A 15,215-nucleotide genomic window follows, 5' to 3' on the forward strand; every position below is an offset into this window, starting at 1 on the left:
GACGCCGGTCCCGGCCGGAGCGGCTGACGGCCGTTCAACCGGCCCGCTCCGCACAGCTGATCGGCCGATTCCCGGGACAGCGTGATCACCGGGCGGCACAATGGCGGCGACGGCCACAGGTGTTGAGAAGGAGCAGAGTTGTGAGTGAGAGCCACACCCCGGGCGGGTCGGCGAGGCTGAACACCGGTGTGGCGCACAACGCGCGCGTGTGGAACTACTGGATCGGCGGCAAGGACAACTACGAGGTCGACCAGCAGGTCGGCGAGCACGTCGCCGGGATGTTCCCGATCATCCGGGAGATCGCCCGCGCGGACCGCTGGTTCCTGGGCCGGGCGGTGCGGTTCCTGGCCGAGGAGCGCGGGGTGCGGCAGTTCCTGGACATCGGCACCGGGCTGCCGACCGCGGACAACACCCATCAGATCGCCCAGCGGATCGCCCCCGACGCCCGCATCGTGTACGTCGACAACGACCCCATCGTGCTCGCCCACGCCCGCACCCTGCTGACCGGCACCCACGAGGGCGTCACCGACTACATCGACGCCGACGTCCACGACCCCGACGCCATCCTCGAACGTGCCTCCCGCACCCTCGACCTCAGCCGGCCGGTCGCGGTGATGATGCTGGGCATCCTCAACTTCGTGCTGGACACCGAGAAGGCACGCGAGATCGTACGGAAGGTCGTCGCCGCGGTGCCCTCCGGCAGCTTCCTGGTCCTGACCCACCCGACCTTCGACGACGACCTGGGCGGCGCGGGCCAGATCCCGGCCATGAAGTTCTGGAACGAGAACGCCACCCCGCCGATCACCGCCCGCAGCGGCGAGGACATCGCCGCCTTCTTCGAGGGGCTGGACCTCCTCGAGCCCGGCCTGGTGTCGTGCTCCAAGTGGCGTGCCGAGCCCGGATCGCCCGCCGTGGTACCGCAGTTCGGCGCGGTGGCCGTGAAACCCTGACGGAGCAGCCCCGACGGACGTGCCGAGCGTGGAGGACGTATGACGACCCTTGCCGATCCCGTCCCCGGCGGCCGCCCGGGTGACGTCGAACGGGCCACCGCGCTCGGTGGCGAACTGTCCGGCCGGGGCGTGCACGGCATCGTCCTGGCCTACGTCGACACCGCGGGCGTCGGCCGGGTGAAGACCGTCCCCACGGCCAGGCTCGCCTCCGCGGCGGCCTGGGGCGTCGGCATGTCGCCGGTGTTCGACACGTTCCTGGCGAACGACTCCATCGTCTCCACCGACGTCCTGGGCTCCCCGGACGGCGACCTGCGCCTCTACCCCGACCTCGACCAGCTCGTCGCCCTGGCCGGGCAGCCCGGCTGGGCGTGGGCGCCGGTCGACCGGATCACCCAGGAGGGCGAGCCGCACCCGGGCTGCAGCCGCACGGTCCTGCGCCGCGTCGTCTCCGAGGCCGCCGACCGGCACGGACTCACCTTCAAGGCCGGCATCGAGATCGAATGGGCCGTCGGACAGGGCCCGGCGGAGGGCGGCGACTTCGTGCCCGCGCTCTCCGGTCCCGCCTACAGCGCCACCCGCCAGGTCGAACTCAGCGACTACACGGCCGACCTGCTGTCCGCGTTCGCCGCGCAGGACGTGGACGTGGAACAGATCCATCCGGAGTACGCGGCCGGGCAGTTCGAGATCTCGGTGGGCGCCCTCGACCCGGTGGCGGCGGCCGACCGGAGCGTGCTGGTACGGCAGACCATCCGGGCGGTGGCCCGGCGCCACGGCCTGGTGGTGTCCTTCGCCCCGGCGGTCTTCGCGCAGGGCGTCGGCAACGGCGGCCACGTCCACCTCTCCGCCTGGCGCGACGACGTCAATCTGCACTCCGGGGGTGAGGGCCGCTACGGCATGACCGCCGACGCGGAGTCGTTCGCGGCCGGAGTGCTCGCCCGCCTCCCGGCCCTGACGGCGGTGACCGCGCCCAGCCCGGCGAGCCATCTGCGCCTCAAACCCTCCCAGTGGGCGGGGGTGTTCACCGCCTGGGGCCGCGAGACCCGCGAGGCCGCGGTGCGGGTCGTCACGGGTACGGCGGGCCTGCGCGACCAGGCCGCCAACCTGGAGGTCAAACCGGTCGACCTGGCCGCCAACCCCTATCTCGCCCTCGCCTGCCTCATCACCGCCGGACTGGACGGCCTGACCTCGTCCGCGCCCCTGCCCGAGGAGATCACCGGCGATCCGGCCCGCCTCGACCCCGCGGACGCGGCGGCCCGGGGCGTCCGCCGCCTGCCGACCTCGCTCACCGAGTCCGTCGAGGAGTTCCGCAAGGACGAACTGCTGCGGGCCGCGCTCGGCCCGGTCCTCGCGGATGCCGTGATCGCCGTACGACAAGGGGAGATCGCGGCGGCACACGGGCTGGACGACGAGCGGCTGGCGGCGGCCTACCGCTGGAAGTACTGACCATGACCGGCCCGGTCCAGGAGGCGCTCGACGCACTGGAGTTGGTGGACCACCACTGCCACGGCGTCGTCACCGCCGACCTGCCCCGGGAGGGCTTCGAGGACCTGATCACCGAGGGCGCGGCCTGGCCCGGCATCTCCCCCTTCGACAGCCCGGTCGGGATCGCGGTCCGCCGCCACTGCGCTCCCCTCCTGGACCTGCCGCGCCACGCGCCACCCGATGAATACCTGGCCCGGCGAACCGAGTTGGGCTGGCAGGAGGTGCACCGCCGCTTCCTCACCGCCGCGCGGACAGGCACCTTCTGCGTGGACACCGGGTACGCCCCGGAGCGCCTCACCACGCCCGCCGAGCTGGCCGGGGCCGCGGGCGGGACGGCGTACGAGGTCGTACGGCTGGAAGGAGTCGCCGAGGCGGTGGCGGCGCGGGGCGTCGAGCCCGGCGACTACGGCGACGCCTTCCAGGCGGCCGTTCTGGAGGCCGTGCAGCGGCCGGGCGTGGTGGCGGTGAAGTCCGTGGCCGCGTACCGCACCGGCTTCGACCTGGACCCGTCGCGCCCGTCCGTCGCAGACGTCACCGAGGCGGCGCGGCACTGGTCGGCGCGCGGCGGCCGGCTGGACGACCCGGTCCTCGTACGGCACCTGCTGTGGACCGCGGTCGACCTCGGTCTCCCCCTCCAGCTCCACACAGGCTTCGGCGACAACGACATCCGCCTGCACCGCGTCGACCCCGCCCACCTCACCGACTGGCTGCACCTGACCGCCGGGACGATCCCGGTGCTGCTCCTGCACTGCTGGCCGTACCAGCGCCAGGCCGCCTATCTGGCCGCGGTGTTCGAGCACGTGTATCTGGACGTGGGCCTCACCCTCCACTACGTCGGCCCGGCACGCGCCCGGGCGGTCCTGGAGGAGGCCTTGGAGATCACGCCGTTCCGCAAACTGCTGTACAGCTCCGACGCGTACGGTGTGCCCGAGTTCCACTGTCTGGGCGCGCTCGCCTTCCGCCGCGGTCTGGCCGGTCTGCTGCAGGACCGGGTGGCCGCCGACGAACTGAGTCTCCCGGACGCGCTGCGGTTCGCCGAGTGGGCGGGAGCACACAATGCGCGCCGGGTCTACGGCCTTTCCGGCCCCTCCTGAAAGTATGATCAAGCAATGTCTGACATGACCGAAACCACGCCGGGCTGGCTCAGCTCCGACGACCTCGAGCTGGCACGCGCCCGTATGCCGATCCTGTACGTCGAGGCCGTGCCCGTGCGCGTCGACGACAGCGGCGAAGTCACCAGCGTCGGCCTGCTGCTGCGCATCGGCCCGGACGGGACGGTCAGCCGGACCCTCGTCTCCGGTCGCGTCCTGCACCACGAGCGGGTCCGTGACGCCCTGCTGCGGCACCTGGAGAAGGATCTCGGCCCGGTGGCGCTGCCGCGGATCCCGGCCTCCCTTCAGCCCTTCACGGTCGCGGAGTACTTCCCGACGCTGGGCGTCACGCCGTACCACGACCCGCGCCAGCACGCGGTGTCCCTGGCCTACGTCGTCCCGGTCACCGGCGACTGCCGGCCCCGGCAGGATGCCCTGGACCTGGTGTGGTTCAGCCCGCAGGAGGCCGTGTCGGAAGCCGTGCAGAGCGAGATGCCCGGCGGGCACGGGGTGCTGCTCAGGCAGGCCCTCGCCCACGTCGGCTGCTCTGTTTGAGCATCGTGCTGAAGGGTGTGACGGGGCGCTCCACGCGCTCCCCGTCCACGGTGATGTCGGCCACCTCGTTGTAGAACGCGAGGAGTCCCTTGATCGTGCCCACGGCGGGCAGCGGCTGCGGGTAGCTCCAGACGATGTTCGGCGGCACGTCGGCCTCGCCCCGCACCGACCAGTACTGTGCCGTGCCCTTGTAGGGGCAGCCGGTGTGGTGCTCGGTGGGTTCGAGGAGGTCGAGGCGGACGTCCTCGCGGGGAAGGTAGTAGCGGGTCGGCAGGCCGGTCTCGAAGAGCAGCACGGGCCGGTGGGTGTCGGCGACGAGCAGGCCGCCGACCGAGACCCGGACATGCCGGCTGCTCGGGATGGCATCCACCCGCTTGTGCGGGTCACGGGGGTGGATGAAGATCTCTTCCTCCTCCTCGTACCAGTGGTCCAGGCCCCTGCCGCTGCGCCGGAACCACTCGAAGGCGATGTACTCGGCGAGGTCGGCGGCCGGGAAGGTCCAGGCGGCGTTCTCCAGCAGCTCGCCGTCGACTTCGAGGTCGTAGAAGATCCTTGATCCGGTGTGGGAGCCCGTGCGCGGGTTCTTCGCGGGCCGCAGGAGGTCCTCGCGCACGTCCGCGCGCGGGAAGGCGTACTGCGGTACGGGCAGTGAGGGCTCCCAGACGAGGACGGGGTGCCGGCTGTCGACGACGGTGACCTCACCCTTGCGGCCGCGCACCCAGCGTTCGCTGGGTTCCCACAGGAGGCCTTCGGGCGTGGTGCGCAGGGATCGTTCGGTGGGAAGTGCACTCATGGACCGCTCTCCTTCGGCTCGTTCAGGAGCACCACCAGCTTCGCCGCTTCGGCGCGGGGAAGCGAGGATCGGGTCGGTCAGGCGCCGGAGCGGCGCGAGAACTCGCACCACCGGTTGTCGTCCGGGTCGCCCAGTGCGGAGGGCGATCGAGTCGCCCCTGCGCGGGCGGTCACTCGCGCTCCAGCGCGGCCAGCCGCAGCTCCAGCTGGTCGATCCGGTGCCGTAGAAGGGCGACCTGAGCTTCCAGGCTGACTTCCCGCTCCGCCCGGCGCTGAATGCGCGGGGACGCGGCGGCGCGGTCGATCACCGCGTCCAGCTGGACCAGGCGCTGCGGGCCGTTCGGGCCGTCCACCAGCCGGGACTGGATCTCGCCGTTGCGGTACCAGGACCGCAGGGCCGAGCGGGAAACGCCGGTCTCGGCCTCGGCCTTGGCCAGTGTGACCCAGGGTTTCTCCTCCAGCTGCTCGAACAGCTCCAGCTCGTTCTGCCAGCGCGCGAGCCGGTCCTCCCAGTCCGACGGTGTCTCCATCACACCCTCCCTTCACTACGGTGACCCTATCAATAGCAGTGTATTGACAGGGCTGAGACCATGGAGACATGACTTTCGAGAGGTTCACAGTGAAGGCCCGCCGGGTGGTCGTCGTGGCCCAGGAGCAGGCAAGGCAGCTCAAACACAGCCACATCGGCACGGAGCACCTCCTACTGGGTCTGCTCGACGTGCCGGACGGCACGGCGGCGCAAGTCCTGCACCAGCTCGGGTACGACAAGGAGACCGCGCAGGCCGACATCAGCGCGGCGGTCGAGCCCGGCACGAAGGAGCTGAGCGGCCACATCCCGTTCGCGGGGCGCGCGAAGAAGGTGCTGGAACTCGCCCTGCGCGAGGCGCAGCAGCTCCACCACAGCGACATCGGTACGGAACACATCCTGCTCGCCCTGGTCAGGGAGGGTGAGGGCGTCGGCGCGAAGGTGCTCGCGGAGCGGATCCAGCCGGTCAGCAAGATCCGTACCGCGGTGCTGGCCGCCTCGGCGGAGGGATCACAGGACGCTGCCGCCGGTCCCTGGCCGAGCGGTACACCTGCCACCGAGGACACCCTGTCCACCGCCGGCGAGCTGGCAGGTGGCGCTCCGGTCGGCAGCCATCACCTGCTGGAAGCGCTGCTGCGGGCGGAGAACAGCATGGCGGCCAGGGTGCTGCGCGAACTCGGCGTCGACCCGGACGCCGTAGCCGCCAAGATCGACGAACTGGACCCGGAGACGACCACGGACGCGAACCCGGAGGAGGCCGCCGCGCGCAAGATGGAGATCCGGCTGGTCGACGACGAGGTGCACCTGATCCTGCGCGACCCCGCAACGGTCGCGGCGGCCAAGAAGGTGACAGAACTGTCCGGCGGCCCGATCCAGGGCGTAGGCCCGGTCGCCGGCCTGTTCGTCCCGCTGTGGCGGTCGGCCAACCAACTGCTGCAGCAGATCCAGCGCACGCTGGAACCGGAGCCCGAAGAAGACGACGGATCCGCCTCCAGCAGGGTCGCCAAGGCCGTACGCACGGTCCTCGCGCCCCGCCTCCGCGGGTGAACCTGCTGGTCGGCGGACCGGACCTGCCGACGGGACGGGCGAGGACGGGGGCTCGGTGAATCCCGGCCCCTGCCGGGAAAAGCACGCCCGCTTCCCAGTGGGCTGAAGGCATGATGGCCCCCATGGACCTTGAGCCGTACCGGGGCGAGTTGGTGGCGTACTGCTATCGGATGGTGGGGTCGTTCCACGAGGCCGAGGATCTGGTGCAGGAGACCATGCTGCGGGCGTGGAAGGCCCGGGAGCGGTACGACGCCTCGCGTGCCTCGGTGCGGACCTGGCTGTACCGGATCGCGACCAATGTCTGTCTGACCGCGTTGGAGGGGCGGGCGCGGCGGCCGCTGCCGTCCGGGCTCGGTGCGCCGAGCGAGGACCCGGGGGCGCCGCTCACGCCGGCCTTCGACATCCCGTGGCTGCAGCCGTACCCGGACGCGCGGTACGACGTCGAGACGCGGGCCGATCTACGGCTGGCGCTGGTGGCGGCGATGCAGCTGCTGCCGGCGCGGCAGCGGGCCGTGCTGGTGCTGCGGGAGGTGCTGGAGTTCAGCGCCGCGGAGGTCGCGGAGCAGCTCGGGACGACGGTCGCCGCCGTCAACAGCTCGCTGCAGCGGGCCCGGGCGACGGTCGCCGAGGCGGGCGACCCGGGCGAGGTCCAGGAGCCGGACGACGCGGAGGCACGGCAGGTCGTCCAGCGGTACGCGCGCGCCTTCGAGGCGGCCGACGTCCCCGCCCTGGTGCGGCTGCTGACCGACGCTGCCGTGCTGGAGATGCCGCCGGTGCCGTTGTGGTACCGGGGTCGCCGCGACTACGGGCTGTTCATGGAGCGGGTCTTCGAGCTGCGCGGGACGGGGTGGCTCACCCGGCAGCTCACCGCCGGCGGGCAATCCGCTCTCGCCGCCTACTCGCCCACCGAGGACGGCGGGCACCGGCTGCACACGCTGCAGGTGTTCACGGTCGCCGGCGGGCGGGTCGCGCGGAACGTGGTGTTCGCGGATCCGCGCGTCTTCGAGGCGTTCGACCTGCCCGGGGAGATTTCTCCGGACGACTTGGGCCGCGGGCGATGAGTCCGGGCGGTGGCGCCGGTACATACCGGTGACCACCGACCGAGACTTCCGAGAGGACCTCGCCATGAGCGTCATCGTCATCGCATTCACCACTCTGGACGGCTTCGTCTCCGACCCGGACGGCCGCGCGGGCACACCCGGCGGCGGCTGGATGTTCCGGCACGGCCCCGAGGCGGTGGCCGGGGACAAGTTCCGGCTCGGGGCCGCGCTCGACGAGGGGGTCCTGCTGCTGGGCCGCACCACCTGGGAGCTGTTCGCCCAGCTGTGGCCGTACCGCGACGACGCGTTCTCCGCGCGTATGAACGCCGCGCGGAAGCTCGTCGCCACCCGCACCCTGACCGACGTCTCCGCCTGGGCGAACTCGCAGATCCTCACGGGCGACCTGGTGGACGCGGTCAAGCAGGAGAAGCGCGACGTGGTCGTCGCCGGCAGCCTCAGCATCGTCCGGGCGCTGATGGCCGAGGACCTGATCGACGAATACCGCCTGATCACCTTCCCGACGCTCCTCGGCACCGGCGACCGCCTCTTCCCCACGGACACCCCGCCCGTCCACCTCGAATGCGAGTCGGCGGAGCAGACGGGCCCTGCCGTCATCGCGCGCTACCGCAGGGCCGGGCGATGACGGCACGTTTCCTCGTCCTGTACGAGACCCCGCCCGACCCCGCGGCATTCGACCGGCACTACCGCGAGATCCACCTGCCGCTCGCCCGCAAGCTGCCCGGCCTGCGCCGCTACACACTCGGCCGCGAGTCCGCCGCCGTGCGCGGGGGCGAACCACCCCATCTGGTCGCCGAGTTGGAGTGGGACACGATGGAGGAACTGCGCGCCGCCTTCGCCTGCCCGGAGGGCCGCGCCTGCGCCGAGGACTCGGAGCGCCTGCAGGAGCTCGCGCCGGTACGCAGCATGGTCTTCACCGTGGACGAGGCCTGACGCCGGATCCCGGCCATGGGGGTCAGGCCGGGTCCTGCGTGTTGCGCTGGGTGGTGCCGGGTGCGCCGGTGTCCCGGTGCCATGCGACGACCAGTTCGTCCTTGGTGCCGAAGCGGACCAGGTGGCGGCCGACGACGTCCTCCAGCAGGTCGAGGTGCTCGGCGTCCGTCTCCACCGTGAGCAGCAGGGCTCCCTCGGTCGCGGTGAGGGAGCCCGTCCCGTCCTGGAAGACCAGGCTGCCCTCCCCCGCCTCCTCGTCCCAGCTCGCCCGGATGCGGCGGCCGAGGTGGGAGGCGAGCTGCTTGGCGTAGCGGTGCGGGCGGTCGGTGATGACGCGGGCTTCGGAGCGAGGCATGGCGGACTCCCGGGTTCGCAGTGACACGGCTGGAGTCGATGGTATGGAGTCAGCGGTGTTCGGGGTTCTCCGCGTCGAATCCGGGCCGCCGGGATGGTGTAGCCCAGGTGCTGCAGGCTGTAGAGGACGTTCATCGCGCAGGCCGCGCGTCCTTCGAGCCGGACCCGGCCGGGGCCCTGGCCCGCCAGGTCCGCTCCTCCCTGCGCAAGGACCTCCGCGATCTCGAACGCAGACTGACGCACCGCACGGATTGAGGCCTCTCATGGCGTACGACGAAGGAGTTCGGCGGCATCGCCCTCCTGCTGCACGGCACCATGGCCGTCGGTGTGACCGGCGACGACCTGATGGTCCTCAGTGCGCGGCGTCCAGCCGGGCCCGCTGTTCCTCGGTCAGTTCCAGGTCGACCGCGGCCAGGTTCTCCTCCAGTTGGGCGAGCGTCGAGGCACCGGCCAGCGGGATGATCGGGAGATCGCCGCTCAACTGCCAGGCCAGTACGACCTGGTTGACGGTGGCGTCCGTCTCGCGGGCGATCTCGTGCAGGACGGTGAGACGGGCCGGCGTGCCGGGGTGGTCGTAGTCAGCGGGCAGCCGGGCGGGGTGCGTGTAGGTGCCCTTCAGGAGCGGTGAGTAGGCGACCAGGGTCAGGGCAGGGTCGGCCCGCAGATACGTCAGCAGGTCGGGGCCCGCATGGCCGAGGCTGCCGTCCGGGAACATGTCGCTGGGTACGTCGGTGCGCGGGCGCAGATAGCTGTGCGCGTACTGGAGGACCTCGTAGCCCGGCAGTCCGGCCGCGGCGGCGATCGCGCGGGCCCGCTCCACCCGCCAGGTGGCCTGGTTGCTCACGCCGAGCAGTCCCACCGTGCCCTCGGCGACCAGTTCCGCGAAGCCCTCGACCGTCTCGCGCTGGGGCACGGTCGGGTCGTCGATGTGGGCGTAGAGCAGGTCGAGCTTGTCGACACCGAGGCGTTCGCGGCTGCGTTCGGCGGACTCGCGGATGACCTTCGCCGAGAGGCCCTCCGGGTTGTCGATATAGCTGGTGCCGGGGGCCAGCGGGCGGGCGCCGAGCTTGGTCGCGATGAAGATCTCGTCACCGATGCCGCGGCTGCGCCGCCAGCGGCCGAGGAGTTCCTCGCTCTGACCGCCCTGGCCGCCGTCGACCCAGAAGGCGTAGTTGTCGGAGGTGTCGATGAAGTTGCCGCCGGCCTCGACGTACCGGTCGAGCAGGGCGAACGATGTCTCCTCGTCCGTCCGCGAGCCGAACAGCATCGCGCCGAGCGCGAGCACGCTCACCTCGCGGCTGGTGTGCGGGTCTGTTCCGATGGTGCGGTACTTCATGCCGGGTCCTCCCGTTCGCGCCCGCGGTTTCCGGTACGAACGGGAGTCTTCAGCCTGAAGCGCACACGAAGTCAAGGGGCCCCGCGCGCACTACTTGCTGAACGGGCCCTCCAGCGCCGCCCACTGCAGCAGCATGATCGTCTTGGCGTCGGCGATCTCGCCGGTGCGGATCATCTCCAGGGCCCGGCGGAAGGACAGCTCGACGATCTCGATGTCCTCGCCTTCCTCGTCGAGGCCGCCGCCCTCGTGGGTATGGGTCGAGGGGCCGTAGGCGGCGGCGTAGAAGCTGACGCGTTCGGTGACCGAGCCCGGGCTCATGTAGACGTCAAAGACGTGCTGGACCTCGCCGATGGTGTGGCCGGTCTCCTCCACCACCTCGCGGCGGACGGCGAGTTCGGGGTGCTCGTCATCGTCGTCGAGGAGTCCGCCCGGTGTCTCGACCAGCATGCCGTCGGGGTGCCCGTTGACGTACACGGGGAAGCGGAACTGCCTGGTGAGCAGCACCGTTTCGCGCTCAGTGTCGTAGAGCAGCATGGTGGCGCCGTTGCCTCGGTCATGCGTCTCGCGCTGCTGGGTGGACCAGGTGCCGTCGGCGTGCCGGAAGTCGAATGTGGTGGCACGCTCGACGTACCAGTGGCTGGAGAGCAGTTTCACCTCCCGCACCTTCACGCGGGGATTGCCGTCCAGGTCGAGTCCGGTGCGGTCCAGGCCGGTGCGGCCGCGGCGGTCCGGGGTGTCGATACCGGCGGTCATCGCTGACCGCCGGCCGTGCGTGCGTGAGTCATGGTCGCTGTCTACCACGGCAACCGGTCAGTTCAGAGTCAGCACGTGCGAATGCCAGGCCGGCAGGTCGACGAAGAGGCCCGGGGTGAGTATGTGGTCGCCGTCGCGGTCGTAGGTCTGGCCCGTGAGCAGATCGGTCAGGTGGCAGGGGTGGCCGGACAGGTCGGGCCAGGGCAGGGGGACTTGTCCCTGGGACGGGGTGTCGGAGTAGTTGACGATCACGAGGTGGCGGGTGTCGGGGCCGGTCCAGCTCCAGGCGAGCAGGTTGCGGTGGGTGTCGTTGTCCGGCCAGCCGGTGGTGGTGAGGAGGCGCCAGTCGCCTTCGCGTACGGCGGTTGCGGCGGGGAGCAACTGGCCGTAGAAAGACCGGAGTTGCTCGTCGGCCGGCTCCTGCGGGCGGCGGGCGAGGAAGACAGGTGGGCGGACCTTGCGGCCCTCGAACTGGCCCTCGTGCCACAGCGTCGCGCCGGGCAGGGTGGCGATGGTGACGGCTGCGGCGCGCTCCTGTGCGGCCGGCAGGGTGAAGGCGGCCCGCGGCTCGTCGTGGTTCTCCAGGAAGCGGACCAGGCCGCGCTGGTACGTGAGGTCGGCCTGAAGGTGGGCACGGGTCGATTCCGCTCCCTCGTGGAGGAGGCGGTCGTAGAGCCGCTTGTCGTAGCAGTGGTCGAAGCCCTGCTGCTGGAGGGCCCACTCGAGGTCCCAGTACGCCTCGGCGACGAAGAGGAGGTCGGGGTGGTGCGCCTGGACGCGCGGGACGACGTACGGCCAGAAGTCGTCCGCGGGGAGCGGGCCCGCCCGGTCGCCCCAGGTCTTGGCGAAGACGTCGTTCATCAGCAGCATCGCCATGTCGCAGCGGACGCCGTCCGCCTGGTCGCCGATGGAGACGAGGGTGTCGACGGCCGCCGTGCGCAGGTCGTCGCTGAAGGCGTTGAGCTGGACGACGTCGAGCCAGGGGGCGAAGTACGGGTCGCGGCCGTTGGCGTAGACGTGGCCGCCGACGTCGAGGAAGGCCTCGGGTGACCGGTCCAGGTCCTCGCGGCTGCCCTGGATCAGGCGCTCGGGGTGCTCGGTGAGCCAGGGGTGGTCAGGGGCCACGTGGTTGGGCACGTAGTCGAGGATCAACCGCATGCCCCGGGCGGCCAGTTGGGCGCGTGCCTCGGCCAGGCCGTCCGGGCCGCCGAGTGAGGCGTCGACGACGTAGTTCCGTACGCAGTACGCGGATCCGGCGATGTCCGCCTGGGTCAGGTCGGGCAGCGCCTGGCGGAACGACGCGAGCAGAGACTCGTCGCGCAGGGCGATCGCGAGGCCGGCGGGGCTGCGCTCCCAGACGCCCATCAGCCAGACGGTGTCGATGCCGGGCAGGGCGACCTCGTCCCAGACCTCCGCGGGAACGTCGCCGAGGGTGACGCGGCGCCCGTACCGCCCGCTCAGCTCACCCAGCCATACAAGGGTGTTGATCTCGTAGACGACGGTCATGACAGGGGCTCCTCGTCGCCCGAGCCGGCGAACCGCTCATCCCGTTTGTCCTGTTCGCTCACGGGGCGCAGGGACTCCCGGCCGCCGCGGTGCCAGTCGTCGGCGCTGATGGCGTGGAAGAGGGTCGCGGTGGCGGCCACCAGCCCGGTCCAGCCGGTCTGGTGGGAGGCGCCGAGGCCCGCGCCGTTGTCGCCGTGGAAGTACTCGTAGAAGAGGATCAGGTCCTTCCAGTGGGGGTCCTTGGCGAACTTGGGCTGTGCGCCGTGGACCGGTCGGTGGCCGTCCTCGCCGGTCAGGAAGGTGGCGGTGAGCCGGTCGGAGATCTCGCGGGCCACCTCGTAGAGGTTCAGCCGCCGTCCGGAGCCGGTCGGGCACTCCACGGTGAAGCCGGGGCCGTGGTAGCCGTGCAGGTTCAGCAGGGCGCGGATGAGGAGGAGGTTCATCGGGAACCAGACCGGGCCGCGCCAGTTGGAGTTGCCGCCGAACATGGCGGAGTCGGACTCGGCGGGCAGATAGCCGACGCCGTACGTCTGGCCGTTGACGTCGAAGTGGTACGGGTGCTCGGCGTGGTAGCGCGAGAGGGACCGGATGCCGTGCGGGCCGAGGAATTCGTCCTCGTCGAGCATGCGGGCGAGGATGCGGCGCAGCCGGTCCTCGCCGAAGAGGGCGAAGAGGTAGCGGCCGTTCTCGTCGGCCGTGCCCAGGTCGTGCTGTTGGACGACGGCTTCGACGGCCGGGTGGCGCTGGATGAACTCCTTTGCCCCTTGTACGAGTTCGGGGAACGTACGGTCGGCGCGGCCGCCGATGACGCTGGTCGCCGCCAGCGGTATCAGGCCGACCAGGGACCGCACCTTCAACGGGGTGGCCGTGCCGTCGGGCAGCCGCAGCACGTCGTAGAAGAAGCCGTCCTCCTCGTCCCACAGGCTGGCGTTGTCCTTGCCGATGCGGTTCATGGCGACCGCGATCCAGGCGAAGTGCTCGAACAGCATCTGCGCCTGCTCCACGTAGACGGGGTTGTCGACGGCGAGTTCGATGGCGATGTCGAGGAGGTTCTGGCAGTACAGCGCCATCCATGCGGTGCCGTCGGCCTGGTCGATGTGGCCGCCGGTGGGCAGGGGTGCGCTGCGGTCGAAGACGCCGATGTTGTCGAGGCCGAGGAAGCCGCCCTGGAAGACGTTGTTGCCGTCGACGTCCTTGCGGTTGAGCCACCAGGTGAAGTTCTTCATCAGCTTCTGGAAGGCGTTTTCGAGGAAGGCGCGGTCGGCGTGGCCGGTGCGGTGCTTCTCCAGTTCGTAGACGAACAGGACCGCCCAGGCGTGCACGGGCGGGTTGACGTCGCCGAAGTTCCACTCGTACGCGGGGATCTGGCCGTTGGGGTGCAGATAGAGGCGGCGCAGGAGGAGTTCCAGCTGCCCCTTGGCGAAGGGGATGTCGACCATGGACAGGGCGAGGGTGTGGAAGGCGAGGTCCCAGGCCGCGAACCAGGGGTACTCCCAGGTGTCCGGCATCGACATGACCTCGTCGTTGACCATGTGGTACCAGGCGCTGTTGCGGATGCGGGGGTCCGCGGCGAGCGGGTCGACGCCGTGCTCGGCGAGCCAGCGCTCGACGTCGAGGTAGTAGTACTGCTTGCTCCACAGCATCCCGGCGAGCGCCTGACGCACCAGCCGGCGCTCGTCCTCACTCATGCCGTCGGGGACGACGTCCTCGTAGAAGGCGTCGGCCTCCGTACGACGGATGTCCATGGTGGCCGCGAAGTCCGCCCAGGGATCGGCGAGTTCGGCGTCCGACAGCCGCAGCCGCACGGTCACGCTGTCACCGGCGGGGACGGTCAGGGTGTGGTGGAGGGCGGCCTTGGTGCCGGTCTGCGCGGGGTTGACGGCGGTGGTGTCACCGTGGACCACGCAGCGGTCGATGCCGTCCTTGACGTAGGGCGTGCTGTTCGGGCTGCCGAAGATGCGCTGGTTGTTGGTCTCGTTGTCGGTGAACAGGGCGGGGGCGTCGGTGTCGCAGTACAGCCGGCGCGGGCCGAGTTCTTCGTGGTCGGCGCGGATGGCGTCCGCCGTCTTCGTCAGGCTCGGTACGGCGGTGCCGCCGGCCCATGACCAGGTGTGCCGGAACCAGAGGGTCGGCAGGAGGTGGAGGGTGGCCTCGTCGGGGCCGCGGTTGTGCGCGGTGATCTCGACGAGCATGTCCTCGGGGCCGGCCTTGGCGTACTCGACGAACACGTCGAAGTAGCGGTCCTCGTCGAAGATGCCGGTGTCGAGCAGCTCGTACTCGAAGTCGCGGCGGCCGCGGGCCTTGTTGGTGTCGACGAGATCGGCGTACGGGAACTCGCCCTGCGGGTACTTGTACAGGTACTTCATGTACGAGTGGGTGGGCGTGCTGTCGAGGTGGAAGTAGTACTCCTTGACGTCCTCGCCGTGGTTGCCCTCGGCGTTGGTCAGGCCGAACATCCGTTCCTTGAGGATCGGGTCACGGCCGTTCCACAGGGCCAGCGCGAAGCACAGCCGCTGCTTGTCGTCGCTGATGCCGGCGATGCCGTCCTCACCCCAGCGGTACGCCCGGGACCGCGCCTGGTCATGGGTGAAATACGACCAGGCCTCACCGTCAGGGCTGTAGTCCTCCCGGACGGTCCCCCACTGCCGCTCGCTGAGATAGGGACCCCAGCGGCGCCAGTCCACCCGGGACGCGTCGGCCTCCGCCAGCCGCTGCCGCTCGGCGCCCACCGAGCCGCTGTCCTCCGCCATCGCCGCCTCCTCCGCGCACCCCGGCATTGCTCCCAGACTCGGACGTCCCGGACGGGGCCGCAATGGGTGAGGGGCGCAGGGG

At 70.9% G+C, this 15,215-nt stretch carries 16 protein-coding genes; 9 read left to right on the forward strand and 7 right to left on the reverse strand.

The genetic code is table 11. From position 1 onward, the window contains the following. Positions 1–140 precede the first annotated feature (140 nt). From ACFY1U_RS13000 to ACFY1U_RS13015, 4 genes are read left to right on the forward strand one after another with little or no spacing between them, the layout of a single operon-like run. Positions 141–950 (forward strand): SAM-dependent methyltransferase, encoded by an 810-nt coding sequence (locus ACFY1U_RS13000; RefSeq protein ID WP_344400410.1) that lies wholly within the window; start codon positions 141–143, stop codon positions 948–950. Between the two features lie 39 nt (positions 951–989). Then, entirely contained in the window at positions 990–2,393 is a 1,404-nt protein-coding gene (locus ACFY1U_RS13005; protein ID WP_390694186.1) for a glutamine synthetase family protein, read from the forward strand. Between the two features lie 2 nt (positions 2,394–2,395). After that, entirely contained in the window at positions 2,396–3,526 is a 1,131-nt protein-coding gene (locus ACFY1U_RS13010) for an amidohydrolase family protein (protein WP_390694187.1), read from the forward strand. Between the two features lie 15 nt (positions 3,527–3,541). Then, positions 3,542–4,078, forward strand: a complete 537-nt coding sequence (locus ACFY1U_RS13015) for an NUDIX hydrolase family protein (RefSeq protein ID WP_115910498.1) — start codon at positions 3,542–3,544, stop codon at positions 4,076–4,078. On the opposite strand, the gene ACFY1U_RS13020 is transcribed toward ACFY1U_RS13015, so the two are convergent. Then, entirely contained in the window at positions 4,041–4,871 is an 831-nt protein-coding gene (locus ACFY1U_RS13020; RefSeq protein ID WP_390694188.1) for a DUF427 domain-containing protein, read from the reverse strand. The genes ACFY1U_RS13015 and ACFY1U_RS13020 overlap by 38 nt on opposite strands. 169 nt (positions 4,872–5,040) lie before the next feature. Further along, a complete protein-coding gene (locus ACFY1U_RS13025; RefSeq protein ID WP_390694189.1) occupies positions 5,041–5,400 on the reverse strand; it encodes an excisionase in 360 nt (119 codons plus the stop codon). A 68-nt stretch (positions 5,401–5,468) separates the two neighbouring features. Between ACFY1U_RS13025 and ACFY1U_RS13030 the strand changes: the two genes are divergently transcribed. The 4 genes from ACFY1U_RS13030 (at position 5,469) to ACFY1U_RS13045 (ending at position 8,434) form a co-directional block, all read left to right on the forward strand. Continuing rightward, the gene (locus ACFY1U_RS13030) at positions 5,469–6,443 is read left to right on the forward strand and encodes a Clp protease N-terminal domain-containing protein (RefSeq protein WP_390694190.1); all 975 of its coding nucleotides are present in this window, start codon (positions 5,469–5,471) and stop codon (positions 6,441–6,443) included. 122 nt (positions 6,444–6,565) lie between these two features. Beyond that, positions 6,566–7,504 (forward strand): sigma-70 family RNA polymerase sigma factor, encoded by a 939-nt coding sequence (locus tag ACFY1U_RS13035; protein ID WP_390694191.1) that lies wholly within the window; start codon positions 6,566–6,568, stop codon positions 7,502–7,504. Between the two features lie 64 nt (positions 7,505–7,568). Continuing rightward, positions 7,569–8,126, forward strand: coding sequence for a dihydrofolate reductase family protein (locus tag ACFY1U_RS13040; protein ID WP_390694192.1), 558 nt, complete (start codon positions 7,569–7,571; stop codon positions 8,124–8,126). Then, positions 8,123–8,434, forward strand: coding sequence for an EthD family reductase (locus tag ACFY1U_RS13045; RefSeq protein ID WP_390694193.1), 312 nt, complete (start codon positions 8,123–8,125; stop codon positions 8,432–8,434). The genes ACFY1U_RS13040 and ACFY1U_RS13045 overlap by 4 nt, the downstream gene beginning before the upstream one ends. 22 nt (positions 8,435–8,456) lie before the next feature. Here the strand turns inward: ACFY1U_RS13045 and ACFY1U_RS13050 are convergent, their stop codons facing one another. Beyond that, positions 8,457–8,789 carry a DUF2218 domain-containing protein gene (locus tag ACFY1U_RS13050; protein ID WP_390694194.1) on the reverse strand — a complete coding sequence of 111 codons (333 nt, stop codon included), beginning with the start codon at positions 8,787–8,789 and terminating at the stop codon, positions 8,457–8,459. A 107-nt stretch (positions 8,790–8,896) separates the two neighbouring features. On the opposite strand from ACFY1U_RS13050, the gene ACFY1U_RS13055 reads away from it, so the two are divergent. Next, a complete protein-coding gene (locus ACFY1U_RS13055; RefSeq protein WP_390694195.1) occupies positions 8,897–9,043 on the forward strand; it encodes a hypothetical protein in 147 nt (48 codons plus the stop codon). 97 nt (positions 9,044–9,140) lie between these two features. Here ACFY1U_RS13055 and ACFY1U_RS13060 read toward each other — a convergent pair whose 3' ends face one another. From ACFY1U_RS13060 to ACFY1U_RS13075, 4 genes are all read right to left on the reverse strand, one after another. After that, positions 9,141–10,124: an aldo/keto reductase gene (locus ACFY1U_RS13060; protein ID WP_390694196.1), complete on the reverse strand. Its 984-nt coding sequence runs from the start codon at positions 10,122–10,124 to the stop codon at positions 9,141–9,143. Positions 10,125–10,214: 90 nt separating this feature from the next. Continuing rightward, positions 10,215–10,877 carry an NUDIX domain-containing protein gene (locus tag ACFY1U_RS13065; protein ID WP_390694197.1) on the reverse strand — a complete coding sequence of 221 codons (663 nt, stop codon included), beginning with the start codon at positions 10,875–10,877 and terminating at the stop codon, positions 10,215–10,217. Between the two features lie 57 nt (positions 10,878–10,934). After that, positions 10,935–12,383: an alpha-amylase family glycosyl hydrolase gene (locus tag ACFY1U_RS13070; RefSeq protein ID WP_390694198.1), complete on the reverse strand. Its 1,449-nt coding sequence runs from the start codon at positions 12,381–12,383 to the stop codon at positions 10,935–10,937. Beyond that, positions 12,380–15,133: a glucosidase gene (locus ACFY1U_RS13075; RefSeq protein ID WP_390694199.1), complete on the reverse strand. Its 2,754-nt coding sequence runs from the start codon at positions 15,131–15,133 to the stop codon at positions 12,380–12,382. The genes ACFY1U_RS13070 and ACFY1U_RS13075 overlap by 4 nt, the downstream gene beginning before the upstream one ends. Positions 15,134–15,215 lie beyond the last annotated feature (82 nt).

The organism is Streptomyces sp. NPDC001351, from assembly GCF_042896045.1.
Taxonomy (GTDB): Bacteria; Actinomycetota; Actinomycetes; order Streptomycetales; family Streptomycetaceae; genus Streptomyces.

Bases quoted from the DNA above. Each gene is read 5' to 3' on its own strand.
- ACFY1U_RS13070 (WP_390694198.1), bottom strand. From the start codon at position 12,383: ATGACCGTCGTCTACGAGATCAACACCCTTGTATGGCTGGGTGAGCTG.
- ACFY1U_RS13045 (WP_390694193.1), top strand. From the start codon at position 8,123: ATGACGGCACGTTTCCTCGTCCTGTACGAGACCCCGCCCGACCCCGCG.
- ACFY1U_RS13050 (WP_390694194.1), bottom strand. From the start codon at position 8,789: ATGCCTCGCTCCGAAGCCCGCGTCATCACCGACCGCCCGCACCGCTAC.
- ACFY1U_RS13010 (WP_390694187.1), top strand. From the start codon at position 2,396: ATGACCGGCCCGGTCCAGGAGGCGCTCGACGCACTGGAGTTGGTGGAC.
- ACFY1U_RS13020 (WP_390694188.1), bottom strand. From the start codon at position 4,871: ATGAGTGCACTTCCCACCGAACGATCCCTGCGCACCACGCCCGAAGGC.
- ACFY1U_RS13030 (WP_390694190.1), top strand. From the start codon at position 5,469: ATGACTTTCGAGAGGTTCACAGTGAAGGCCCGCCGGGTGGTCGTCGTG.
- ACFY1U_RS13075 (WP_390694199.1), bottom strand. From the start codon at position 15,133: ATGGCGGAGGACAGCGGCTCGGTGGGCGCCGAGCGGCAGCGGCTGGCG.
- ACFY1U_RS13065 (WP_390694197.1), bottom strand. From the start codon at position 10,877: ATGACCGCCGGTATCGACACCCCGGACCGCCGCGGCCGCACCGGCCTG.
- ACFY1U_RS13025 (WP_390694189.1), bottom strand. From the start codon at position 5,400: ATGGAGACACCGTCGGACTGGGAGGACCGGCTCGCGCGCTGGCAGAAC.
- ACFY1U_RS13015 (WP_115910498.1), top strand. From the start codon at position 3,542: ATGTCTGACATGACCGAAACCACGCCGGGCTGGCTCAGCTCCGACGAC.
- ACFY1U_RS13005 (WP_390694186.1), top strand. From the start codon at position 990: ATGACGACCCTTGCCGATCCCGTCCCCGGCGGCCGCCCGGGTGACGTC.
- ACFY1U_RS13035 (WP_390694191.1), top strand. From the start codon at position 6,566: ATGGACCTTGAGCCGTACCGGGGCGAGTTGGTGGCGTACTGCTATCGG.
- ACFY1U_RS13060 (WP_390694196.1), bottom strand. From the start codon at position 10,124: ATGAAGTACCGCACCATCGGAACAGACCCGCACACCAGCCGCGAGGTG.
- ACFY1U_RS13040 (WP_390694192.1), top strand. From the start codon at position 7,569: ATGAGCGTCATCGTCATCGCATTCACCACTCTGGACGGCTTCGTCTCC.